Source organism: Chenggangzhangella methanolivorans (assembly GCF_019797865.1).
Classification (GTDB): Bacteria; Pseudomonadota; Alphaproteobacteria; order Rhizobiales; family Methylopilaceae; genus Methylopila; species Methylopila methanolivorans.
On sequence record NZ_CP081869.1, the window covers coordinates 2,687,202 to 2,711,620 of the forward strand.

The 24,419-nt window shown below is 66.5% G+C and carries 18 protein-coding genes and 1 pseudogene; 12 read left to right on the plus strand and 7 right to left on the minus strand.

The annotated features are described in order from the left end of the window. The first annotated feature begins 75 nt into the window (after positions 1-75). From K6K41_RS14210 to K6K41_RS14235, 6 genes are all read left to right on the plus strand, one after another. Complete coding sequence (locus K6K41_RS14210) at positions 76-600, plus strand: hypothetical protein (RefSeq protein ID WP_261405558.1); 525 nt, start codon at positions 76-78, stop codon at positions 598-600. Positions 601-747: 147 nt separating this feature from the next. Next, positions 748-1,338, plus strand: a complete 591-nt coding sequence (locus tag K6K41_RS14215; protein ID WP_261405559.1) for a Tn7 transposase TnsA N-terminal domain-containing protein — start codon at positions 748-750, stop codon at positions 1,336-1,338. A 61-nt stretch (positions 1,339-1,399) separates the two neighbouring features. Beyond that, positions 1,400-1,807 carry a hypothetical protein gene (locus K6K41_RS14220; protein WP_261405560.1) on the plus strand — a complete coding sequence of 136 codons (408 nt, stop codon included), beginning with the start codon at positions 1,400-1,402 and terminating at the stop codon, positions 1,805-1,807. A 47-nt stretch (positions 1,808-1,854) separates the two neighbouring features. Then, complete coding sequence (locus K6K41_RS14225) at positions 1,855-3,618, plus strand: DDE-type integrase/transposase/recombinase (protein WP_261405561.1); 1,764 nt, start codon at positions 1,855-1,857, stop codon at positions 3,616-3,618. 2 nt (positions 3,619-3,620) lie between these two features. Continuing rightward, positions 3,621-4,616 (plus strand): ATP-binding protein, encoded by a 996-nt coding sequence (locus K6K41_RS14230; RefSeq protein WP_261405562.1) that lies wholly within the window; start codon positions 3,621-3,623, stop codon positions 4,614-4,616. Then, positions 4,609-7,071 (plus strand): helix-turn-helix domain-containing protein, encoded by a 2,463-nt coding sequence (locus tag K6K41_RS14235; RefSeq protein ID WP_261405563.1) that lies wholly within the window; start codon positions 4,609-4,611, stop codon positions 7,069-7,071. The genes K6K41_RS14230 and K6K41_RS14235 overlap by 8 nt, the downstream gene beginning before the upstream one ends. 213 nt (positions 7,072-7,284) lie before the next feature. Here the strand turns inward: K6K41_RS14235 and gyrB are convergent, their stop codons facing one another. The 3 genes from gyrB to dnaN all read right to left on the minus strand — a co-directional run bounded on the left by gyrB (position 7,285) and on the right by dnaN (position 12,396). After that, on the minus strand, positions 7,285-9,717 hold the full coding sequence (gene gyrB, locus K6K41_RS14240; protein WP_261405564.1) for a DNA topoisomerase (ATP-hydrolyzing) subunit B: 2,433 nt from the start codon (positions 9,715-9,717) through the stop codon (positions 7,285-7,287). 251 nt (positions 9,718-9,968) lie between these two features. Then, positions 9,969-11,111: a DNA replication/repair protein RecF gene (recF, locus tag K6K41_RS14245; protein ID WP_261405565.1), complete on the minus strand. Its 1,143-nt coding sequence runs from the start codon at positions 11,109-11,111 to the stop codon at positions 9,969-9,971. A gap of 166 nt (positions 11,112-11,277) precedes the next feature. Further along, the gene (gene dnaN / locus K6K41_RS14250) at positions 11,278-12,396 is read right to left on the minus strand and encodes a DNA polymerase III subunit beta (RefSeq protein WP_261405566.1); all 1,119 of its coding nucleotides are present in this window, start codon (positions 12,394-12,396) and stop codon (positions 11,278-11,280) included. Between the two features lie 288 nt (positions 12,397-12,684). On the opposite strand from dnaN, the gene K6K41_RS14255 reads away from it, so the two are divergent. Next, positions 12,685-13,473, plus strand: coding sequence for a mechanosensitive ion channel family protein (locus K6K41_RS14255; RefSeq protein WP_261405567.1), 789 nt, complete (start codon positions 12,685-12,687; stop codon positions 13,471-13,473). Between the two features lie 239 nt (positions 13,474-13,712). Here K6K41_RS14255 and dnaA read toward each other — a convergent pair whose 3' ends face one another. The 3 genes from dnaA to K6K41_RS14275 form a co-directional block, all read right to left on the minus strand. Next, positions 13,713-15,176, minus strand: coding sequence for a chromosomal replication initiator protein DnaA (dnaA, locus tag K6K41_RS14260; RefSeq protein ID WP_261405568.1), 1,464 nt, complete (start codon positions 15,174-15,176; stop codon positions 13,713-13,715). Between the two features lie 1,200 nt (positions 15,177-16,376). Beyond that, positions 16,377-16,643, minus strand: a complete 267-nt coding sequence (gene rpsT, locus K6K41_RS14270; RefSeq protein WP_261405569.1) for a 30S ribosomal protein S20 — start codon at positions 16,641-16,643, stop codon at positions 16,377-16,379. A gap of 178 nt (positions 16,644-16,821) precedes the next feature. Then, a complete protein-coding gene (locus K6K41_RS14275; protein WP_261405570.1) occupies positions 16,822-18,183 on the minus strand; it encodes an ActS/PrrB/RegB family redox-sensitive histidine kinase in 1,362 nt (453 codons plus the stop codon). A 137-nt stretch (positions 18,184-18,320) separates the two neighbouring features. Here K6K41_RS14275 and K6K41_RS29515 point away from each other — a divergent pair. From K6K41_RS29515 to K6K41_RS14300, 5 genes and pseudogenes are all read left to right on the plus strand, one after another. After that, positions 18,321-19,625: pseudogene (locus K6K41_RS29515) on the plus strand (polyhydroxyalkanoate depolymerase); the annotation flags it as partial. Positions 19,626-20,638: 1,013 nt separating this feature from the next. Then, entirely contained in the window at positions 20,639-21,016 is a 378-nt protein-coding gene (locus K6K41_RS14285; protein WP_261405572.1) for a hypothetical protein, read from the plus strand. An 88-nt stretch (positions 21,017-21,104) separates the two neighbouring features. Then, positions 21,105-21,866, plus strand: coding sequence for a metallophosphoesterase (locus K6K41_RS14290; RefSeq protein ID WP_261405573.1), 762 nt, complete (start codon positions 21,105-21,107; stop codon positions 21,864-21,866). Between the two features lie 107 nt (positions 21,867-21,973). Beyond that, complete coding sequence (locus K6K41_RS14295; RefSeq protein WP_261405574.1) at positions 21,974-22,327, plus strand: YidB family protein; 354 nt, start codon at positions 21,974-21,976, stop codon at positions 22,325-22,327. Positions 22,328-22,466: 139 nt separating this feature from the next. Next, positions 22,467-22,991, plus strand: a complete 525-nt coding sequence (locus tag K6K41_RS14300; protein ID WP_261405575.1) for a hypothetical protein — start codon at positions 22,467-22,469, stop codon at positions 22,989-22,991. A 778-nt stretch (positions 22,992-23,769) separates the two neighbouring features. On the opposite strand, the gene K6K41_RS14305 is transcribed toward K6K41_RS14300, so the two are convergent. Then, on the minus strand, positions 23,770-24,240 hold the full coding sequence (locus tag K6K41_RS14305; RefSeq protein ID WP_261405576.1) for a TorF family putative porin: 471 nt from the start codon (positions 24,238-24,240) through the stop codon (positions 23,770-23,772). Positions 24,241-24,419 lie beyond the last annotated feature (179 nt).

The following is a 24,419-nucleotide window of genomic DNA, read 5'->3' on the forward strand; positions in this document are numbered from 1 at the left end:
TCACCGAACTCCCAATATGACCGCCGCAGCTGAGTCCGCTCTCTGCGACTGGAGACGTGCGCCAAGAGGGTCGCCATGTTGGACTACGCCAGGCCTCGCTTCGCAGGAGGCCTTTGCGAGCTCAAGGACGAGCACTTCGCCGCCGCCGAACTGGTCGCGGACCGGAGGGGACTCGAGGTTCAGATTGTCTGCGAGATCTCGCTCGCGGCCGAAGATCGCGTTCTCGTAATGCCTTGGATGCTGTGCGAGCGCGCCCCTTCCGGGCAGTTCTCTCTTCCCAGGATGACCGCTCCCGACATCATCGCCGCCGCATCGCTCGATCCTTCATCTCTCGTCGAGCTCCGGAAGCAGATGTCCTGGATCCGCTTGATCGATCTGCTCTGTGGTCCCGCTTTGCCGCAGAGGGAAACGTGCGCGGTGATCGAGGCCTTCAACAGGCTTCATGATCTTCCAACTGCCCCGTTTTCCCAGCTCGTCGCGCAACGCGCGCAGTGGCTTTCCGGCGGAGGCAGCCTGAAGGCGCTGATCGCACCGGCGATCCACTCTCTGAACTGGTCGTTCTCGTCCGGAGCATCCCTTCCGGAGGCGACCTGTGTTTAGCCCGCTCACGAAGAAGCAGTCCGAAAAGATCCTCGCGGCCTACGACGCCGGATGGAGGTTCTCGAGAACGGGGAGCCCATACGCACCGTTTTCAACGGCCGCCGGAACCGACCCGTCAGCCTCTATCCGAGCGTCAAGTGCGATCGAATGATCGCCTCTGAATCCTATCTCGAGCGCCGCGCGATCCGATGGCTGGAGGTCGACAACGATGTCGTCAGCTACATGGATCAGCCTCACACGCTGCACTTCACCTTCAACGGGAAGCCGACGCGCTACACCCCGGACTTTGGGATCAAACGCAATCGCCGCAAGACCTACCTAGAGGTCAAGTATCGGCGCGATCTCTTCAAAATGGAGCCCGAAGAGCGAGGGCGCCTGAAGCGCGCGCGGGCGATCTACCGCAGCATCGGCTCCAACCTCGAATTCTTCACGGACCTCCGGCTCAAGGTCGCGTCGACCTGGCATGAGAACGCCGTCGAGCTCGAGAAGGCTCGCCGCCTCTCGCCGTCGCCCGCAGCTCTCACCTCTCTGATCGCGCATCTCGAGACCATCACGGAATCCAGCCTCCTGGACTGCGCTCGTGCGATGTCCGATCCCGATCTCGGCGCCGCCCGTGTGATGGCGCTGGCGCTCCGGCGGATCGTGCGCCTCCAGCTTGATCAGCCGCTCGGATCGCAGACGCTCGTCACGCTCGAAGACGGCTACCGCTCACGCATCAGGAGGTTGCGGTCAGCCTGATGAGCATCCTTCCCGCACGTCCCTCGCTCCCTGCCTCCCAGCCTTTCGAGAGCTTGCGCTGATGGCCGAGTTCAACCTCCGGATTACGCGCGGCGGCAGCGTGACGATCAACGAGCGCGAGTATTCCTTCACGCGCTTGCTCGACGACGGTCGCATGGTGTTCGAGGACGCCGAAAACGGCCGCATCAAGGTCCTGAGCGACGACGATTTCGTTTCGCTCTACGCCTCCGACCGGTTGAGCGTCAAAGACTGGAAGCGGTTGCCGGTCGCGCATAGCGACGTCGCGAATCGCGCGTTGGAGTCCCTTCCTCCCGAGGCGACTACCAAGGCTGAGTGGCGACACGCCTATTGCGTCGCCTTCGACGCGCGCCCGGGCCTTCTCAAGAACGAACCCTGTCTCACCGCCCTGATCGATGAGGTTGCCGCTGAGAAAGGGCACGCCAAGAAGCCCAACTGGAAAAACTTCTGACCTGGCTCCGCGAACGCGGCGCTCCAGGCAGGCGGCCTCTCAAGGCGATGCGCTCCTACGATGAGAAAAAGGGGCGGACACGCGGCATCGATGACGCCGTCGAAGAGATCATCCAGAACGCAATCAAGAGCGTCTACCTGAACCGGGCGCTGCTGCCGGCGACCGCCGTCTATGAAGCGGCATTCGGCGCGGTTGAAAAACGCAACCGCGAACTGATCGAAACCGCCGATCCGTCTGACAGGTCGCTGCAGGAGCTGCTGCTGCCTCACCCAGCGCGGTCGACGGTTTTCCGGCGGATCCAGGACTGCGACTACTACCGAACCATCCGCTCGAGGCACGGCTCGCGAGCCGCCGATCTTGAACTCAAGCCGCTCAAGGTCGCTCCCGAGGCGACGTATCCGCTCGAGCGCGTCCTCATCGATCACACCAAGCTCGACGGCTGGATGCTCTTCGACGAGGCCTCGGCCCTTCCATGCGGAGGACGTCCTTGGCTCACCATGGCGATCGACGCCTATTCACGATATCCGCTCGGATTCTACATCGGCTTCGAGCCGCCGAGCGTCTACTCGGTGATGATGTGCCTTCGTCAGGCTATCGCCCCGAAGGCCGAGCTCCTCAAGCAGGTGCCCGGCCTCGAGCAAGATTGGCTCGCCATGGGCACTCCGATGAAGCTCGTCGCTGACAACGCGAAGGAGATCGTCGGCATCTCGCTGCCCAGAGCGTGCGCCGAACTCGCGATCGAGCTCGAAACGTCGCCGGTCAAAACCCCCAAGCACAAGGGCATCATCGAGCGGTTCTTCGGGACGATGAACAAGCGCTTCGTGCACCGGCTGCCGGGAACGACCTATGGCAATCCGAAGCTCCTGAGAGACCTGGAGATCAATCCGCAGAACACCATGCGGATGTCCTTCGCCAAGTTCCAGTTTCTGTTTTTGAAATGGCTGCTCGGGGACTACTGCAAAAGCCGCAACCGCATGATTGGGACGACGCCGGAACGTCGCTGGATCGAAGGAACGGCGAAGCGGCGCATCGATATGCCCGAGCGGATCGGGGTGCTGAAGTCCATTCTCTCGCGGCACGGAACCGCAGCTCTGAACCGAAGCGGAGTCCGCTTTCAGAACCTCACCTTCCGCAGCGATGACACCATCCGCCGCATGTTGGCCGGGACAAAGAAGTCCAAAATCGACGTCGACTTCAGATTTGATCCCGCCGACCTAAGCGAGATGCATGTTCTTCTTAAGACTACGGGCGAATACCTCCCGCTGGTCTGCGATCAGAAGGATTACGCCAGGGGCCTTTCGCTCTGGCAGCACAAAATCATTCAATTGCAAAACCGCGACCGCGATCGTAAGTCCAAGAACTTTAAGGACCTTATGCTGACGCGGTCCGAGCTGATCGCTGAAACAGTTCAGGCGATCAAGGCCGGCGCTGCGAAGACGATCGACGCTCGCTTTCAGCGCCTCGGCGAGACCGGCAGCGTCATCGTCACGACGAAGCCGGCGCGCGGCCATCCGAGAAATGGCGCGGTGAGCACGAGCCGCATGATCGCGGTCGACGTGTCCGTGGAAGAGACGGTGGCCGAAACGCCTGCGGGAGACGCGCCCGTGCTCGAAGAGCCGAGCCGGAATTCTCCTCCGAAGAAACCTCGTTCGCAACGCAAAACGAAGGTCAAGACGGTCGTAGCCACGGTCGTAGAGCCGGAGCTCCCGCCGCTGACCGAGGAGCCGCACGTGACCGAGGTCGACGACGACGATGATGACGCGGCGTCTCTGATGGCCGCATCCCCTATGTCCGCAAAAGGTAACGCGTAGCAATGCTTGATAACGTTCTGAAAGGCGCAGATTTCGATCATCTGGCCGACCTTCACGCCCAACGAATTCAGGCGGTGAAGGCGATCCGCATTAACACCGATCGTACGTCCGATCTCGTCAGCAAGATTCGGTTGTTCATGCGAAGCGCGACCGGCGGCGCTGAGTCGTCCTGCGCGTCTTTGACCGCTCCGACCCGCGGCGGCAAGACGACGATCATCAACACGTTCAGGGCTGCGTTCGAGCCGGAGCCTTCCTCAACTTCCGACCAGATGCCTATCGTCTATGTGGAAGTACCGAGCTCGGCGACCCCCAAGACCTTAGGTCGAGCGACGCTGGAGCGGCTGAAGGACATCAATCCGGACCGCGGTGACGGCGACTACAAGCGACTGCAGATCACCAAAGGCCTTCGGAAGCGCGGAACGCGCCTACTGATCTTCGATGAAATGCAGCGCCTTGTCGAAAGAGATCGCGGCAAGGTCTCCTATAAGGTCGCGGACTGGATCCAGGGCCTCATCAATGACAGCCAGGGCGAGTGCAGCTTCTTGCTCGTCGGAACGACCCGATCCCGACGCATCTATGAAGCGAACGGCCATCTGGTCGGTCGCAACGACTTCCATTTCGAGATCCAACCCTATAAGCGCGAAAGCGAAGATCCCGAAGATTGGAAGCGCTATCGAGCGTATCTGGCCCACTTCGATCAGCAGCTTCGCGATCATGCCGGCTTCGCCGTCAGCGACCTGCATAAGTCGGATCTCGCAAGGCGCATCCATGCCGCATCCCTCGGTTACCCCGGCGCGACCGCGAAGCTGATCCAGACAGCCGCCGTCGACTCGCTTCTCAACCGAGGTGGAGAGCGCCTTGATCTCGAAGCCTTCGCGACGGGGTTCGACCGCCTATGGCGCTATTCTGAGGCAGCGAAGATGAACCCCTTCTCGGCGTCTCGGTCTCCTCTCCCCGAGCAGGTGTGGCCTGAACCATGGGCAGATTCTCTTGATTGATCCGTGCACCTCGAAGGAGTTGCCCGACGCTGAAGCTCCTCAGCCCTTCATGTTCGTTATCGGGGAGCGCACGGCGCCAGACCGGGTGGTCCCTAAACCCGGGGAAAGCCTCGTCAGCATCCTGACGAGGCTTCTCCAGGCGTCCGGGCACGACAGCCTGACGGCTCTTTGCGGCCCGGTCGGACTGCCACAATTCGCCGTCTCCTCGCCAGCGCGATACGTGGAAGCGGCAAAGGACTTCGCCGAACTCTGCGGCTTGCCACTGCCGGAAATCGAGGGCCGAATGTACCTCGACGCGGGCAAGGAATCCGAGGAGCGGAATCTCCGTTCGGTCGGAGGCGTCGTCATCCGCGATCGGTTCCTATCGACCAACCGTCGGGCCATCTCACCCGAGTCGCTTCGAAAAGATCCCTATCATCGATCCGTGTGGGACATCGTCCCGCTCGGCTTTTGCCCTGAATCTCTCGAAGTCCTCGTCGAGAACTGCCCTGACCCCGACTGCGGCCGCCCGCTGCGCTGGGGCGGATCCTCCATGACCCATTGCATCCAGTGCGGTTTTGATCTCCGCACCGCACCGACAAGCCGGGTGAGCGCCGAGGAGGCGACCTATCTCGTCCCGCTGGCGCATCTCCTTTCTGGCATTCCGACGTTGGCCGATCCGGCGCTCCTGGGGCTTCCAGAGATTCTTGGGAAGATCCCCCCGGGCGAAATCCTTCACCTCGCTCTTATGCTCGGCCTCGCCGCGATGCCCGTACAATCGGGAGCTCTTCGCAAACAGATCATGCACGGTCACAGCAAGCAGACCGATATCAGCCTCCTGGCAGCCGGCATGAAGATTTTGTTCGGGTGGCCGCAATCTTTTTCACCGGTCGTCGACAATGTCCGCAGTCAGGCGATGCCCGTCAAAGGGCGGGACCCTCTGGGGATCGAGCTGGGAATTATCGCCGACTTGACGGATCCTGAAATCAGCGATCCGGCGGTATGCGATTTGGTTTCGGCCGCGCTCCACGACTACTACGATCGAAATCTCGATCGGCTCAAACACACCCCCTACCCCAGTGTGCTTTTGCGGTGGGCTCGGTCCACCATGTCAGCGCAGGAAGCAGCCGATGTTTTGGGCGCGACCGTGCAGCGTGTCGCCCGCCTCAAGGTCTATCCCGAACTGGTGCTGACCGGTGGCACCTCAGGGAAGCCGTTTGTTTTCCAGCGGTCAGCCGTTGAAGCGCTTAGGCAGGAGCAGACGGAAATCGTCTCCCTCACAGAACTCGCGCTCGAGGAGAAGATCGCCCCGAAGCTGCTCAGGGAGCTTGTCGACGCGGGCTTCATCTCGGTCGCGTCAGACCGAGCGTCAACGCTCTATCAGACGCCAGATATGCTGGTGAACCGTCAAAAGTGGCGCGAGCTGCGCAGCCGGATTGAAGCCATGCCTCGAGGAGTAGGCGGGCGAACGAGCGAGCTTCGGATCGCCTTAGCCCAGGCCGGCGGGACCGCCGAAGTGTGGATCGACGTGCTCAATCACCTTCTGAGCGGCCGGCTTCGGATTTTCGGTGTGAAGGAGGGCGTCGAGGCGGTCGGGAACCGTTGGGAGATAGATAAAGCGGAGGTGATGGCCTTCCTTAACAGCCAAGCGGTCGACGCGGATGTCCGCCCGCTCACGGAAGCCTGCAATGACATGGGCATCAAGCCGACCCCGGCAAATCACCTGGCGAAGCATGGACATATCGAAACCACCGTCGAAACTATCGGTGGATTCAAGTACCTTGTCAGCCGCGAGGCGATCGCCAGGTTCAAACGCGACTACATCCTGTCGACCGAACTCTCAGAATTATTCGCCATGACGCCGAAAGCAATCAAGGCTTGGCTTAATGAAGAGGGTGTCCACGAAATACAATACACGAAGTGGGATATCCCTCTTGTGTTCGTTCGGAAAGACGTCGACGCAGCGATCGCCCGTATCTCTGACGAGATCGGTCATGTTTCTGAGCAAGTGGCCGCTGGCAAGGTCGCTTGGATCAAATATCTTCATATACCCACGACCAGCACAGCTGCTGAGTTGAAAGCTGCAGCAGATAAGACTCATTTCGAAGCGAGAAAACGAAGCCTGCTGGCTATTGCTGATATTTTATCTGGACTGACCGTGCACGAAGTTGCCGAGCGCTACGGCGTTGCCGCCGAGACAATAATGAAAGTCTGGCTCCCCAATTACCGAAAACACGGTCTCTCGGTGGAGTCGACAAGGGTCACATCTTCAAAAAGCCTTTTGAGCGCCGAGCAAAGAGACGAGTTCGAAGTTTATGCAAGAAGACTAATACAGCGCATTCAAGAAGGCGAGCGCGGCATAACGCTTGCGACCCTTACAAAGTACGTCAATGACAAATTTGGAATCCAATATCATAAGGCGAGCATAAGGCAGCGGCTCAAATATGCCGGAATTGATTGGCCAAAACCAAAATAATTGCGCTCTAAACTAAACGTCTAGAAAGTATCGACCCCTGAGGTTGCTTTTCTGCAATAGAAAAAAGATCTCAGGGGTTTTCGTTCTGGGCGTCAAAAATTAACCACTTCTGAAAGTCTGTCTGTGTGGTTGAAGGAAATATATTTACGCTCTCGGCCGTTCTCATAGACTCGCTATATACGGCATAGACTCATTTATTCTGAAATTCGACACTCAGACGTCGAGATTGGCGACCTGGAGCGCGTTGTCCTGGATGAACTCGCGGCGCGGCTCGACGATGTCGCCCATCAGCTTGGTGAAGATGTCGTCGGCCTCGTCGGTCTCCTTGACGTGCACCTTGAGCAGCGTGCGGGCGTTGACGTCGAGCGTCGTCTCCCAGAGCTGCTCGGGGTTCATCTCGCCGAGACCCTTGTAGCGCTGGAGCGCCGAGACGCCCTTGCGGCCCGCCGCCAGCACGCCGTCGACCAGAGCGCTCGGCCCGTGGACCTGCGTCGCATCGTCCTTGCGAAGCAGCGTCGGGTTCTTGCCGAACACCTCCTGGAGGCCGGCGGCCTTCTCGTCGAGCTTCCTGGCGTCGGCGCTCGCGAGGAAGGCCGCGTCGATCGCCGCCGCCTCGCGCACGCCGCGCACGGTGCGGGCGAAGGTGAAGCCGTCGGGGCTCGCGAAGCCCTCCCAGCCGCGCTCGGTCTCCTCGGCGATGAGGTCGAGGCGGCGGGCGATGTAGGCCGCGGTCTCGTCGGCCTGGGCCTGGTCGAGCAGGATGTCGGGGCGCAGCGCGCCCGCGATCGCCGCCTGCTCGATGACGGGCCGGCGGTAGCGCGAATGAAGCTGACCGAGGACGCTCCGCACCGAGCGGGCCTGCTCGACCGCGGTCCGGAGGTCCAGCCCGGAGCGCGCCTCGCCGTTCGCGAGCTTCAGCGTCACGCCGTCGAGGCCCTGCTCGATCAGGTAGTCCTCGAGCGCGCGCTCGTCCTTGAGATACTGCTCGGAGCGCCCGCGCGTGACCTTGTAGAGCGGCGGCTGCGCGATGAAGACGTGGCCGCGCTCGAGCAGGGCGGGCATCTGGCGGTAGAAGAACGTCAGCAGCAGCGTGCGGATGTGGCTGCCGTCGACGTCGGCGTCCGTCATGATGATGATCTTGTGGTAGCGCAGCTTCTCGACGTTGAACTCGTCGCGGCCGATGCCGGTGCCGAGCGCCGTGATCAGCGTGCCGATCTCCTGGCTCGACAGCATCTTGTCGAAGCGCGCGCGCTCGACGTTCAAGATCTTGCCGCGCAGCGGCAAAACCGCCTGGAACTCGCGCGCGCGGCCCTGCTTGGCGGAGCCGCCGGCCGAGTCGCCCTCGACGATGAAGAGTTCGGACTTCGCCGGATCACGCTCCTGGCAGTCGGCGAGCTTGCCCGGCAGCGAGGCGATGTCGAGCGCCCCTTTTCGGCGCGTGAGCTCGCGCGCCTTGCGGGCGGCCTCGCGGGCGGCGGCGGCCTCGACCACCTTCTGCACGATGGTCCTGGCCTCGGCCGGATGCTCCTCAAACCAGCGGTTGAGCGCCTCGTTCACGAGGTTCTCGACCGCGGGACGCACTTCCGAGGAGACCAGCTTGTCCTTGGTCTGGGACGAGAACTTCGGGTCCGGCACCTTGACCGAGAGCACGCAGGTGAGCCCCTCGCGGGCGTCGTCGCCGGTGAGCTGGACCTTCTCCTTCTTGGCGATGCCGGAGGTCTCGGCGTAGCCGTTGACCTGCCGCGTCAGCGCCGCGCGGAAGCCCGCCAGATGCGTTCCGCCGTCGCGCTGCGGGATGTTGTTGGTGAAGCACAGCACGTTCTCGTGGTAGCTGTCGTTCCACCACATCGCGACCTCGACGCCGATGCCGTCCTTCTCCGAGCGCAGCACGATCGGGGTCTGGATCTGGGCCGACTTGGCGCGGTCGAGATAGCGCACGAAGGCCTCGACGCCGCCCTCGTAATAGAGCTCCTCGCGCCTCACGTCGGCGTGGCGCGCGTCGGTCAGCACGATCTTCACGCCCGAGTTCAAGAAGGCGAGTTCGCGCAGCCGGTGCTCGAGCGTGGCGTAGTCGAACTCGGTCACGCCCTTGAACGTGTCCATGCTGGGCGTGAACGTGACCTCGGTGCCGCGCTTGCCGTTCGAGGGGCCGGTCACCTCGAGCGGCGCATCCGCGACGCCGTGGGTGAACGACATCTCGTGGGCCTTGTCGTTCTGCCAGATGCGCAGGCGCAGCTTGACCGAGAGCGCGTTGACCACCGACACGCCGACGCCGTGCAGGCCGCCCGAGACCTTGTAGGAGTTCTGGTCGAACTTACCGCCGGCGTGCAGCTGGGTCATGATGACCTCGGCGGCCGAAATCCCCTCCTCGGTGTGGATGCCGGTCGGGATGCCGCGGCCGTTGTCGGTCACGGTGCAGGAGCCGTCGGGGTTCAGCGTGACCGTGACCTCGTCGGCCCAGCCCGCCAGCGCCTCGTCGATGCCGTTGTCGATGACCTCGTACACCATGTGATGCAGGCCCGAGCCGTCGTCGGTGTCGCCGATATACATGCCCGGCCGCTTGCGGACCGCGTCGAGACCCTTCAGCACGCGGATCGAATCCGCGCCGTAGTCCTCGGCGCCGCCGGTCGGGGGGATGTCGGACATGGTGGGGTCTCTCTCGTTCGGCCGCCCCCTCGTGGAGGGGAGCGCCCTGCGGGCGGCGAGCGTTCGCGTCAGCCCGCAGGAATCAGGCGAGTTCTCGTCATTCGATTGGTAGCGCGGATGGCCGCGAAAAGCGAGGTTCGGGCCCCGGCCGCCCACAAAGCCGCGCATGCGGAGACCCGCGGCTAAGCATTTGTCATATGGTGATTTTTCGCGCCGCGTCCAAGGCCCGTCCACAGGCCGGCGCGCAAGCCTCAAGAAACCGGGCGCGCGGCCCCGTCCGCGACCGCGAAAAGCCGCGCCCGGCCGCCGATTTCGGCGAAGCCCGCAGGGTCCGCGCCCGTCATCCAGACCTGCGCCGACAGCGCCTCGAGCGCCGAGAACAGCGCCTCGCGCCGGCTCGGATCGAGATGGGCCGCGACCTCGTCGAGCAGCACCACCGGGGCCCAGCCGTCGAGCCGCGCGACGAGCCGGGCGTGGGCGAGCACGAGGCCCACCAGCAGCGCCTTCTGCTCGCCGGTCGAGCATTTCTCCGCCGGCATGTCCTTGGGCCCATGGCGCACCAGCAGGTCGCTCAAATGCGCGCCCTCGAGCGTGCGGCCGGCGGCGCGGTCGCGTGGGCGGGCGCGGCCGAGGCGCTCGCGGTAGCGGTCCTCGACGGCGGACGCCGGATCGCGCGCGAGATCGGCCTCGAGCACGCCGTCGAGCGCGATGAGCGCGGCGGGGAACGGCGAGGCGGGATCGGCGGTCTCGGCGATGAGGCCGGAAAGCCGGCCGACCGTCTCGGCGCGCGCGGCCGCGACCGCGACGCCGAGCTCGGCGACCTCGCGCTCGACGGCGTCGAGCCAGCGGGCGTCGGCGCGGACGTCCTCGAGCAGGCGGTTGCGGCTGCGCAGCGCCCGCTCGAGCCCCGAGGCGCGGGCGGCGTGCTCGGGGTCGGCCGCCGTCACCAGCCGGTCGAGAAACCGCCTGCGGTCGCCCGCCGAGCCGCGGAACAGGCCGTCGAGGTCGGGCGTCAGCCAGACGAGCCGCAGATGCTCGGAAAACGCGCCCGCAGAGCCGACCGAGGCGCCGTCGATGCGGCAGCGCCGGCCCGCCTCGCTCCCGCCGCCCTCGACGCCGGTGCCGAGCCGCGCCGAGCCCGCCGCGCCCGTGACGTCGGCGGCCACCGCCCAGGCCCCGTCGCCGGGCGCGCGGGCGAGCTCGGCGTGCGCGGCGCGGCGCAGGCCCCGGCCGGGCGCGAGCAGCGAGACGGCTTCGAGGATGTTGGTCTTGCCCGCCCCGTTCGCGCCCACGAGCGCGACCGAGGCCTCGCCGCAGTCGAGATCGAGCGCCGGATAGGAGCGGAAGGCCGAGAGCTTCAGCCGCGTGACGGCGGTGCGGCGGGGCGGGGTCATTTGGGCGCGACGGCTGGGACCCCTTCTCCCGCTTGCGGGAGAAGGTGCGGATGAGGGGGCGTCGGATCACGGCGTCCTTCCGGACAGGCCCTCACCCTTACCCTCTCCCGCAAGCGGGAGAGGGGGTCGGCAAGCGCCGCGCCCGATCGGCCGGGATCGTTTCGCCTCACACCCGCATCGGCATCAGCACGTAGAGCGCCGGCGCGTCGTCGCGGTCCTGGACGAGCGTCGGCGAACCGGGATCGGCGAGGCGGATCAGCGCCGTGTCGCCCTCGAGCTGGCTCGCGATGTCGAGCAGGTAGCGGGAGTTGAAGCCGATATCGAGCGGATCGCTGTCGTAGTCGACCTCGATCTCCTCGGTGGCGTTGCCCGAATCCGGGTTCGTCACCGTCAGCACCAGCTTGCGGTCGGCGAGCGACAGCTTCACGGCGCGCCCGCGCTCCGACGAGATCGTCGAGACGCGGTCGACGGCGCTCGCGAACTCCGCGCGGTCGACGGTGAGGCGCTTGTCGTTGCCCGTCGGGATGACGCGGTTGTAGTCCGGGAAGGTGCCGTCGATCAGCTTCGAGGTCAGCACCGCCTGGCCGAAGGAGACGCGGATCTTGGTGGCCGAGAGCTCGACCGCCACCAGGCCTTCGGGATCCTCGACGAGGCGCTGGATCTCCGAGACGGTCTTGCGGGGCACGATCACGCCCGGCATGCCCTTGGCGCCGGACGGCGCCGCGAGCTCGACGCGGGCCAGCCGATGGCCGTCGGTCGCCACCGCCCGGAGCGTCGCGCCGCCCGGCAGGTCCGCGACATGCAGATAGATGCCGTTGAGATAATAGCGCGTCTCCTCGGTCGAGATCGCGAACTGGGTCTTGTCGATGAGGCGGCGGAGATCCGCCGCTCCGATCTCGAAGCGCACCGGCAGCTCGCCGGCGGCGAGGTCGGGGAAGTCGCTGTCGGGCAGCGTCTGCAGCGTGAAGCGCGAACGGCCGGCGCGGATCGTCAGCTGGCCGCGTTCGCCCGTCATCTCGAGCGCGACCTGGCTGCCGTCGGGGAGCTTGCGGACGATGTCGTAGAAAGTGTGGGCCGGCACCGTGGTGGCGCCGCCCTGCGCGACCTCGGCCGCGACGCGCTCGACGATCTCGAGGTCGAGGTCGGTCGCCTGCAGCTTGAGGCCGCCGTCGCCTGCGCGCAGCAGCACGTTGGCGAGAATCGGGATCGTGTTGCGCCGCTCGACGACGCGATGGACATGGGCGAGAGCCTTCAACAGGGCCGCTCGCTCGAGGGTCACGCGCATGTTCGTCCCGCTCCGTAGAGGCGTGGCCGTCCGGCGCGTCTTGGGCGACGTCGCTTTCGGCCGCAGGTGCGATGGGGATCGCCTAGGGACTGCGGACATTGCCCCAGCGGACCGGCGTTAGGCAAGGGCGCGCGCGGCTCCGTCGCGCCCGGCCACGCGCGGATTGACGCGGCGGGGCCTGACAAGCCGGCGACAGCGCCTAGGTTTAGACCTTCGCCCAACGCCTGGCCGACCCGACGCGCTCGATCCTTCGCGCGATCGCGGGGCCGCATCGCGAAAGGAGACTCGATGCCTCAAATCCCGATCGACTTCACGTTCCTCACCAATCTCGTCGTGGTCTACGGCATGAACGTCCTGGGCGCGCTGCTGCTCGCCTTCGTCGGCTTCTGGGTCGCCAACCTCGCCTCGGCCGGCGTCTATCGCGGCCTGATGGCGTCGAAGCGCATGGACGTCACCGTCGCGAGCTTCCTGTCGAGCCTGACGCGCTACGGGCTGCTCGCCGTCGTGCTGATCGCGATGCTGCAGCTCGTCGGCATCCAGGCCACGAGCCTGCTCGCGGTGCTGGGCGCGGCCTCGCTCGCCATCGGCCTCGCGCTGCAGGGCACGCTTTCCAACATGGCGGCCGGCGTGATGATGCTGCTGTTCCGCCCGTTCCGGGTCGGCGACCAGATCGAGGTCGCGGGCAAGGCCGGCGTCGTGAAGGAGCTCAGCCTGTTCTTCACCGAGCTCGCGACGCCCGAAAACGTGAAGATCCTGATCCCGAACGCCTCCGTCTGGGGAACCGCGCTCGTGAACTACTCGGCCTATCCGACGCGGCGCGTCGAGACGACGGTGAGCGCCGTCAACGGCGACGCCGACGCCACGATGGCGGACCTTGCGAGCTTCCTCGAGCAGAACCCGCGCGCGCTCGCCGCGCCCGCGCCGCTCATCACCAAGACCGGCTATGGCGACGCGATCGAGCTCAGCGTGCGCGCCTGGGCGCCGGCCAACGACACCACCGCGCTCAAATACGAGATCGACCGCTTCGTGACCCAGCGCCGCGCGGCGCGCGAGGCCGCCTCGCAGGCGGCGGAGTAAACGGAGTTGGGCGGCGGGGCGACGAACGCGCCCTGCCTGGCCGTCAAGCGCCGGAACCGCAAACGGTCATCCCGGGCTTGTCCCGGGATCCATGAACGCCGGCGTCGCGCACTATTTGCGCCGCGTCTCGGTTCTGGATCCCGGCTCAAGGCCGGGATGACGGACGGAGGTTCGGGCGCTCCGGCTTGCACGGGCGGCCCGCATGCTCGAGCGCCGGGCTTGCCCGGGCGCTCGAACCCTCACTCCATCAGCATGCGGGTCAGCAGCTCGAGCTCGTCCTTCAGCGCGCCGTCGGTCTTCACGAGCTCGGTGATCTTGCGCACCGCGTGCAGCACCGTGGTGTGGTCGCGCCCGCCGAAGCGCCGGCCGATCTCGGGGAGCGAGCGCAGCGTCAGCACCTTCGACAGATACATCGCGACCTGGCGCGGACGCACCACGTTCTGGGTGCGGCGCGACGACAGCACGTCGGCGCGGCTCACCTGGTAGTGCTTGGCGACGATGCGCTGGATGTCCTCGATCTTGACCCGCTTCGGCTCGACCTGACGGATGAGGTCGCGCAGCGCGGTCTCGGCCATCTCGACCGTGATTGTCGAGCCGGTGAGGGTGTTGTGCGCGAGCAGGCGGTTCACCGCGCCGTCGAGGTCGCGGCCGTTCGCCGTCACGGTGCGGGCCACATAGGCGATCACGTCCTCGGGCACGTCGAAGCGCGAGTGGACGGCCTTGGCGGCGGAGATCCGCACGCTCAGGATCTTGGCGCGCAGCTCCTCGTCGAGCGCCCCGAGTTCGAGCGTCAGGCCGCCGGCGAGGCGCGAGCGCAGGCGCTCGTCGACGCCCTCGAGCTCGGCCGGGGGACGGTCGGCCGCCACGATCACCTGCTGGCCGCCGTCGAGCAGCGCGTTCAGCGTGTGGCCGAACTCCTGCTGCACGGTCTTGCCCTGCAGGAACTGGAGGTCGTCGATCACCAGCAGGTCGATGGCTCGCAGCTTCTCCTTGAACGACAGCGCCGTCTGGGCTTTGAGCGCCGCGACGAAGTCGAACATGAATTTTTCGGCCGTGAGATAGAGCACGCGCCGGCCCGAGGCCTCGACCGCGTGGGCGGTCGCCTGGAGCAGGTGGCTCTTGCCGAGGCCGACGCTCGCATGGATCACCAGCGGGTTGAACTGCACCGCGTCGCCCGGACGGGCGTCGGCGATCTGGCGCGCGGCGGCGTAGGCGAGCGCGTTCGAACGGCCGGCCAGAAAGGTCTCGAAGGTGAGGCGCCGGTCGAGCGGCGAGCCCTGCAGGCGATTGGGATCGACCCGCGGCGACAGCGGGAAGGGCGTCACCGACCGCGTTTCGGGTTGCTCGACCGGGGCCGGCGCGACGACGACGTCGCGGCTCGGGGCCGCGAGCTTGGCGGCGGCGCTGCGCACCGAGATCGCCACGCGGCCGACATCGGGCTCATGCTCGGCGAAGAGCGCGGCAATCCGCTCGGCGTAATGCGCCTGGATCCAGGTCTTCAGGAACCGGGTCGGGACGCTCAGATGCGCGACGCCGTCCTCGAGCCGCTCGAGCGCGACGCCCTTGAACCAGCTCGTGAAGACGTCCTCGCCATATTCCTCGCGCAGGCGACCGGCGATCGGGCGCCAGGCGGCGTCGGTCGCGTCGGAGGCGCGGGTCTCGGAGACGGCGGTCCTGGAAAATGCGGACGGCGCAGGGAGCATCGAATCTCTCCGGAAAACGTCGAAATGAGGATTGGACGGTCGAGGCGAAAAGGAAGGACGACGGCGCGTCAGGGCGGCTTCAGGACTGCATCCAGGGCAGCCCGTCGGCTTTCCAGCCGGCGGTCGAGCCGCGGCGCCGCGCGCCGTCGAGCGGCCCTTCGAAGCCGCCCAAACGTTGAAGCACTGCGTGAAGCCCCGCGCCGCCATCGCGGCGGCGGCCGCCTGGCTGCGCGCGCCGCTGCGGCACAGAAAGAACACCGGAGCGTCCTCGCCGGCGCCGGCGGCTTCGAGCGCCGCCGCCACCTTGTCGGCGAAGCCCGGATCGACCTGCATCGTCGGGTAGCTCTGCCATTCCTGGAAGATGGGGCGCTTGGCCAGCGTCCCAAGGTCGGCGACGCCGACGAAAGACCATTCGGCGACGGTGCGCACGTCCACGAGGGCGGCGCGGCCGTCGGCCTTGAGAGAGTCCCACGCGTCGGAGGGAGAGACGTCTCCGGCATAGGGAAGAAAATGAGACATGCGCCCGCTATCGTCGGCCGTTACGGCCGACGCCCCAACTGCAAGATCTTGTTTGGATTTCCGAACCGCCCGCCCTGGCGGTTTACTCAAAGACGCTTGAAGACAAGCGCCTCCTGATCCCGACATCACCCGCGAGAGCGGCGCCGGGAAGTCTCAGACACCCATTGCGATTATTTAAGGAAGACCGGCTCGACGATATCTTTAGTTAAAGATTAGTTCCGCCGTCTCCATGAGCTGAAAGATACACAGGGGATTTTGGGGACGCAATGGCCGTCCGGAAACGAATCGGTCAGGCCCGTTCCGCAACTGCGTAGGGGCCCAAGGGGCGACTCCCCTAAACATCCTCGATAGCCAGCAAAATCATTGCTGCGCCGTGATCGACTCGGTCCGTGAATCTTTCGCCACATTTTTCATGGTCGCGTCGCGAAGCAGGCCCGCGGACCCCCGGATTCAAACCTCCCCGGCGTGTCCTAGTCCTAACAATTTGAATCATAAGCTATTTTTCTGCCCGCCGACGGCGCCCAGACTCGCATGAGTTGCGATTCAGCCGAATATGCGAGTCAAGACGGAATCTGCGTACGCATTAACCCTTAGGACGCCGTCATTTAGCGGACTTAAACGACAAAACCCGGCGCGCGGCCGGGTTTTGCAACGTCAAATTGTCGTCGTCTAAGTGTCGCGTCAGGCCGAGAGAGCCTTCACGCGCGCGGCGAGCCGCGAGACCTTCCGGGAGGCCGTGTTCTTGTGCAGCACGCCCTTCTGGGCGGCGCGCATGATCTCCGGCTCGGCGGCCTTGAGCGCCGCGCGGGCGTCGTCCTGGCTGCCGGAGGCGAGCGCCTCCTCGACCTTGCGGAGATAGGTGCGCATCCGGCTGCGGCGGGCGCCGTTGACGACGGTGCGGCGGGCGATCTTGCGGGCGGCCTTCTTGGCCGAGGGCGTATTGGCCATTGCGAAACGGTCCTTCGAGACGTTCGCCGTCCCGCGGGGCCTCGCTAGGAGGCCCGCCTGGGGCGGATGCGCGGAAGCGCGAAAACGTAAGCGGCGGGCCGAGGGGCCCGCCGCGATTGGGCGTCTCGTATCAACAGACGCGCGAAGCGTCAATTCTTTCGGGCGCGGCTCAGACGTTTCAGGCGGAGTCGGGCGCGGCGGCGGCGCTCGCCGGGCGTCCGGCCCCGCCTGCAAGGCGCGCGGCGGCCGCGTCGAAGCGCTCGATCGGCCAGACGACCGTCACGCGCGCGCCCGTCGCCGGGGCCGCCCGGTTGCCGAGCGAGAGCCGCGCGCCGGAGCGCTCGAGCAGGGTCTTGGCGATGAAGAAGCCGAGGCCCAGTCCCCCGCCCTCCATCGTGGCCGGCCGGTCGGCTTCGCGGCGCGACATATAGGGCTCGCCGAGCCGCGCCATCACGTCGGAGGCGAAGCCCGGCCCGTCGTCCTCGACCGTGATCTCGACCTGGGCCTGGCTCCAGCGCGCCGTGATCTCGACGCGCGCGCTTGCGAAGTCGACCGCGTTCTCGACGATGTTGCCAAGGCCATAAAGAACGCTCGGATTGCGCCGCCAGCGCGGCTCCGGCCCCTCGCCGCGGAACGTCACCGCAAGCTCCACGCCGAAATTGCGATGGGGCGCCACCACGTCTTCGATGAGATGGGCCATCTCCATGCTGTCGAAGGGCGCGCCCTCCTCGTCGAGCGAGGTCAGCTTCTTCAGGATGTCGCGGCAGCGCGCCACCTGCTCGCGCAGGAGCGTCATGTCCTCGTCGTGGGGGCCCGGCACCAGCGCGCGCTCGAGCTCCTTGGCCACGAGCGCGATGGTGGCGAGCGGCGTGCCGAGCTCGTGGGCGGCGGCGGCCGCCAGGCCGTCGAGGGCCGACAGATGCTGCTCGCGCGCGAGCACGATCTCGGTCGCGGCGAGCGCCTGGGAGAGCGCGCGGCTCTCCTCCGACACCCGCCAGGCGTAGGTCCCGATGAACGCCATCGCGAGCATGAGCGCGATCCAGATGCCCGCCACATAGAGAAACGGCATCTCGATCGGGTCGCCGCCCGGCCAGGGCAGCGGCAGGTGGAAGAAGCCGAGAAGCGTCGCGCAGGCGGCCGCCGCCAGCGCGAGCGTGGCCGTGGTGAAGGGCGGCAGCGCGGTCGCCGAGATCATCACCGGCGCGAGGAACAGGATCGCGAACGGGTTTTCGAGCCCCCGGTGAGAAACAGCAGCGCCGCGAGCTGAACGACGTCGTAGCCGAGCAGCAGCGCGGCCGGCAGGCCGCGCAGGCGATGGGTCACGGGAAATACGAGCCGGAGGCCGATGTTTGAGCGCCGCCGAGGCGCCGATCGCCAGCAGGCACGGCACGACCGGCAGCACGAAGCCGAAGCCGAAATGCACCCCAAGCACCGCGAACGACTGGCCGATGACCGCGAGCCACCTGAGGCGGATCAGCGTGTCGAGCCTTAAGTCGGGATAGGCGACGAGGCGGTCGGCGTGGGCGGCGGGGTTCGGCATGAGCGCGACTTTATCCGGCCGCGGGTCCCGCGCGAAGCCGCCCGTCGAACGGCCCCCCACGGAAGGACCCATTGACGGATGAGGCGATAAAGAGAATCGTCAGCCTATCCCGCAGCGCAACATGGCTCGAGGGTTGAATGGCGCGTGACAAGAAGACGGCCGGCATCGGCGAATTCGGCGGCGCCCCGGAAGGCGCCGACTGGGGCGGCTCCGCCACCACCATGCCGCTCTACTGGATGTTCGAGGCGGCGCAGGCCTCCCTCGGCCCCGCCCGCGCGCTCGCCGACGCCTACCGGATCTATTTCAAGAATCCGGTCAACCCGGCCTCGCACACCGAATGGGGCCGCAAGATCGGCGCGATGTGCGAGATGTTCGAGCGCGCGACGCGGCGCTACGGCAAGCCCGAATTCGGCATCGCCACGACGCCGGTGCGCGGCCAGCGCGTCGCCGTCACGGAAAAGGTGGTGTGGAGCCGCCCGTTCTGCGACCTGATCCGCTTCGAGCGCGACCTGCCGCCGGGCGCGAAGCCCCAGCCGAAGCTTCTCATCGTCGCGCCGATGTCGGGGCATTATGCGACTCTGCTGCGCGGCACGGTCGAGGCCATGCTGCCCGACCACGACGTCTACGTCACCGACTGGACCGACGCCCGCCTGGTGCCGCTCTCCGAGGGCGCGTTCGATCTCGACGACTACATCGACTACCTGATCTCGATCTTCCATTTCCTGAAGGGCGAGTGCCACGCCATGGCGGTGTGCCAGCCGGCGGTGCCGGTGCTGGCCGCGGTCGCCCGCATGGAGGCCGAGGGCGATCATTACAGCCCGCGCTCCATGACGCTGATGGGCGGGCCGATCGACACCCGCGAGAACCCGACCGCCGTGAACGAGCTCGCGATCGATCGCGGCACCGAATATTTCCAGCGCAACGTCGTCACGGTGGTTCCCTGGCCCCATCCCGGCGTCGGCCGGCAGGTCTATCCAGGCTTCCTGCAGCTCACCGGCTTCGTGAGCATGAACCTCGACCGCCACATGTCGGCCCACTACGAGTTCTTCAACCATCTCGTCGACGGCGACGGCGACTCCGCGGAGAAGCACCGCGAGTTCTATGACGAGTACATGGCCGTCATGGACCTCTCGGCCGAGTTCTACCTGCAGACCGTCGACACGGTGTTCGTCCGCCAGGCGCTGCCCAAAGGCGAGATGACCCATCGCGGCAAGCCGGTGGACTGCTCCAAGATCACCCATTGCGCGCTGATGACGGTCGAGGGCGAGCGCGACGACATTTCGGGCGTCGGCCAGACCAAGGCCGCGCACAAGCTGTGCTCGGGCCTCTCCGACGAGAAGCGCGTGCATTACCTGCAGGAGCGCGTCGGCCATTACGGCGTGTTCAACGGCTCGCGCTTCCGCTCCGAGATCGCGCCGCGCATCCGCGACTTCATCCTGTCGAACGAGCCGCGCGCGGCCAAGCCCGCCGCAAAGGCCGCCGAACCGCAGGCCGCGAAGGCCGACCCGGCGCCGGCCCTGCGGCCGAAGGAGAGCGAAGGCGTCGCTTCGGCCGAAGAGGTTCCGGCGGTCGCCCCGATCGTGACCGGCGAGCCGGCGACTGCGCCCGCCAATTCTCCTGCCCCTGCCAAGACTCCTGCCCCCGCCAAGGCGGCGGCGCCCGAACCGGCTGCCGCGAAGACGCCGGCGCCCGAGGTCGCCAAGACGCCGGCCGAAGTCCGCGGCGCCCAAGGCTGCTGCGAAGAAGGCTGCTGCGAAGAAGCCTGCCGCGACGAAGGCCGCGATTGCTCGGACGGCGAAGGCGCCGGCCGTCGCGGAGGCGAAGGCGGCGGCGCCCAAGGCTGCTCCGCCCAAGCCCGCTGCGTCCAAGTCCGCTGCGTCCAAGCCTGCGGCGTCCAAGGCGGCGGCGCCCAAACCTGCCGCGCCTGCGGCGGCCTCGACGTCTGCCCCCGAGACCTCGGCGCAGGCCGCGCCTGCGGCTGCCGCCTCGAAGGAGCCCGCCAAGGCGCCGGCGACCTCCGCCGCGGCCAAGCCCGCCGCGCCGGCGCGCACCGCCAAGCCAGCCTCGAACGGAGCCGCCAAGCCGGCCTGACCACGCTCGGGGCGCCTCAGATCGGACGACCGCTCGCGGGCCGCGCCAGGACGGCGCGGCGCCGACTGGACGCGCGGGCGCGTCGGGCGGCTTTCAGCCGTACGGCCTGACAGGGACCCGACAGCCTGCAGTTTCGACAGGTCGCGCGGCGTTCGGCCAGCGATGTCCCGGGGCTGTTTTGAACCGTTCGAAGATCGCGGCGCCCGCCGCGAAGACCGGCGCGGCGCCAGGTCGCAGACCGTTGCTGTTTATTTGTTTCTTATTAGTTCAAGGTCAGCTAAGTGACGTCAATGCGATAGACGTCAAACATCGCTTGATTCCGACGATGTAGCGGCTCGCTTCTTATTATTATTGGGAGAAGATCATGACTTACCGGTTCGCCGCCGCCGCCGCGCTCGTCGCCGCTGCGTTCGTCGCCACTCCTGCGCTCGCCCAGACCAAGATGACGGGCGAGGAAGTCATCAAGACGATCGACGCCGACAATGACGGCACGCTCGACATCGCCGAGGTCATCCATGCCGGCTCGAAGCTGTTCGCCGAGATCAACCCGGACGGCGACACCACGCTCGAGAGCAAGGAGACCGAGGGTCGCCTGACCAAGAAGGACTGGAAGAAGGCCAACAAGGACGGCGACGACACCCTCGGTGGACGAGTGGCTGTCGATCCTGCGCGCCGCGAAACGACGGCACGCTCGACGCCAAGGAGCTCGACACCGCCGCCGGCCAGAAGGTCGTGGTCATGATCGTGAAGTGACCCTGGTCGCTTCCTGAATCCGGGAAGGTCCGCGCTCCGGCGCGGACCTTTTTTCGTTTTCGTGGCATTCAGCCCCGATGGCTGCGATCTACCTCCCCCGCTCCGACTGGCGCCCTGCGATCCGGACCCTGCCTCCCGGCGAGGCGGTGGCGGCCGTGGGCGACGTCCATGGCCATGACGACCTGTTCGAGGCCCTCATGGGCGCGCTCGCCGAGGAGCTCGCGGGCGCCGACCGCGCGACCTTCGTCCAGCTCGGCGACCTCGTGGACCGCGGCCCCGCGAGCCGCCGGGCGCTGCTCCGCGCCAAAGCCGGGATGACGGCCCTGCTGCCGGCTGCGGCCTCGGTGACGCTGACGGGCAATCACGAGGACCGGATGCTGAGCGCAGCCTCGGGCGATCCGGAGGCGCGCGACGCCTGGCTCGACTTCGGCGGCCGCGAGACGCTCCTGAGCTTCGGCGTCTCCGCCGACGACGCCGACTGGCCCAGGCGCCTGCGCGAGGCGCTCGAACGCGACGGGCTCATCGACTGGCTGTCGGGCCTGCCGACGAGCTTCCGGCTCGCAGATCTGTTCTTCGTCCATGCGGGGCTCGATCCCGAGACGCCGCTCGCGCGCCAGCAGGACCGCACGCTGATGTGGACGCGCTGGCCCTTCCTCGACAGCCCCGGCCCCTATCCAGAGGGCGTCGCGGTCATCCATGGGCACACGCCGACCGCGCCGGTCGACCTTCGCCATCCCCATCGCCTCAACCTCGACACGGGCGCGTTTCGCACCGGGATCCTGTCCGGGCTCGTCATCGCGGGCGATCGCATGCGGCTCGTCCAGGCGGCGCGGGCCTGAGCCGCCGCTTGCCATCGCGCGTCAAGGCTTTCTTAATTACGGCTCCGCCGCGGGATTGTCGCGCGGGAGCCGTAAAAGCACGTCTTCATTTCCGAAGGAAAACCGGCATGGGACTGTTCGACTCCATCAAGGGCTCGCTCGGCGACACCATCGCCCAGGCCGGGGCGGCGGCGCTTCCGGGACTGCTGGAGCGCGTGTTCCCGAACGGCATGCAGGGCGTGCTCGACCAGCTCCAGAGCTCGGGCTACGGCCAGCAGGTGAAGTCGTGGCTCGGCCGCGGCGAGAACGAGCCGATCACGGTCGAGGACCTGCGCAGCGCGCTCGACAACGAACAGGTGCGCGCGATCGCCGCCAAGCTCGGCGTGCCCGTCGACACCGCGCTCGAACTGCTCGCCGGACAGCTTCCCCAGACGGTCGACCAGCAGAGCCCCGAGGGCGAGCTCAAGCCGCCGGCGGCCTGAGGGCCTGCGAAGGCGCCGTGGCCGGCGACTTCCGCCGACCTATAGTCGATCTGATACGAATTCCGCGGCGGCCCGAGCGAGGCCTCGCCGCGGTCTCCCAGCGGCCGAAACCGGCCGCCCGCCAGAAGGACGATGTCGCATGTTCCGCTCGTTAAGCCTCTGCTCGGCGATCGCGCTCGCCGCGGCCCTGAGCCTTCCCAGCGCGCCGGCCCAGGCACTCACCATGAAGGAATGCAGCGCCAAATATCAGGACGCCAAGGCCAAGGACGCCCTCAAGGGCATGAAGTGGAACGACTTCCGCAAGGCCGAATGCGCCGACGACGACGCCTCGGAGGCCGACGCCGCAGCCGCCGAGAAGGAGGTCGAGGCCAAGCCCGCCTCGACCGCCGCCAAGCCCAATCCCTCGACCACGACGACCGCGCCCAACGGCACGCCCGCCCCGAAGGCGACGTCGGCCGCCAAGCCCGCGGCCGGCGGCAAGCTGTCGTTCCCGACCTCGGTCTCCGACAAATATTCCACCGAGACGCCCGGCAAGGCGCGGATGCACACCTGCCTCGACCAGTACCGCGCCAACAAGGAGGCCGGCGTCGAGCAGCCGAACTGGATCGCCAAGGGCGGCGGCTACTACTCGCAGTGCAACGCCAAGCTCAAGGAAGGCGCCTGAGCCAGGCGACGCGGCGTCGGCGGCCGGGGGAGCCCGTTCGGCCGGCGGCCCGCGAGCGGCTCCGGGGGCTTTCGAGCGGCCTGGAGCGGCTGGTCCAAAGGAGCGCAGCTCCGCTCCAGGCCGTCATGCCCGAGCTTTGCTCGAGCATCCACGACTTCGGCGCAGCGCTCCACGATTCCAGAAGGTCGTGGACTCCCGGCCGCCGCCGGGCATGACGGCTGAGGCGAGCCGGACCGATTTCATCACGCTCTCATGAAAAAAGCCGCGCCGGGAGCGATCCCGACGCGGCCTTTTTCATGAGGCTGCGGCGGTCCCGGAGGGACCCCGCGCAAAGAAAAACGCCGCGCCCAGAAGAGCGCGGCGTTTCTGGAGAGACCGTTAGGGTCTCAGCCGATCACTTCAGCTTCGAGAGCGAGGTGTCGAAGGAGAGCTTGGCCACGACGCGGCTGTCGCAGGACTTCGAGAAGCCGGTGTACGCGAAGCACTCGCCCTTCTCAGGTCGGTGTCCGAGTAGCGGACGTCGAGGGTCATGGCCTTGTAGGTCACGCCGGCGCCGACGTTCCAGGTCAGGTAGTCGGGGAGGAACGCGCCGAACTTCTCGCGCTTCACCCACTGCTTGCCGAGCTCGCCCGAGACGTAGAAGCCGAGGTCCGGGAAGGCGTCGACCGGGATGGAGACCTTCGGGATGACCGAGAGGTACAGGCCGTCGCCGCTGACGTTCGCGTAGTCGGAGGTCCAGTAGATGTTACCGGTACCGTCAGCGACACGTCCATGAAGGTCACGGACGGCTTGGCGTAGAGCTCCCAGTAGTCCAGCTCGCGGAGGTTGGCGAAGCGGGCGGTGTTGTCGCGCTCGCCCGGGTACCAGTAGTACAGGCCGCCGACGTCGATGGCGACCGGGCCGAGGGTGGCGCGATAGCGCTAGCGTAGAAGTCGACTTCGGCCGACGGATCGGTCTGGAAGGGCTGGTTGAACTGGACGCTCGAGGCCCAAACGCCGGCGTAGAAGCCGTACGCCTGCAGCTCAGCGTAGCCCTGGATCGCCGGGTCGCTCTGGCTCTGCGAGAGGCCGCGGAAGGTGTAGTCGGTCACGCCGGCGACGCCGAAGGCGACGTCGATCACGGACGGAACTTCGGCGATCACCGCCGGCTCCGGAGCGGCGAGATCGGCCGCGGTCGCGCTGCCCGCGATGAGGGCGGCGCCGGCGACGCCGGCAAGGGCCTTAAGGGTAAAGCCGAAAGTCTTGTTCATCTGAAGTCCCCGATTCTTAAACACGCTCAGGCGGTTGCCAGTGAAAATCGGCCCACCCCGGTCGAAAGTCGAGCCCGATTTTTAAGCTTGGAGCGCGTAGCGCGGCGAAGATGCTTTTTTGTCACACTTTGTAGTGTGGCAAGACCATCAACACTTAACTTCTGTTAGGCTTTGGATAT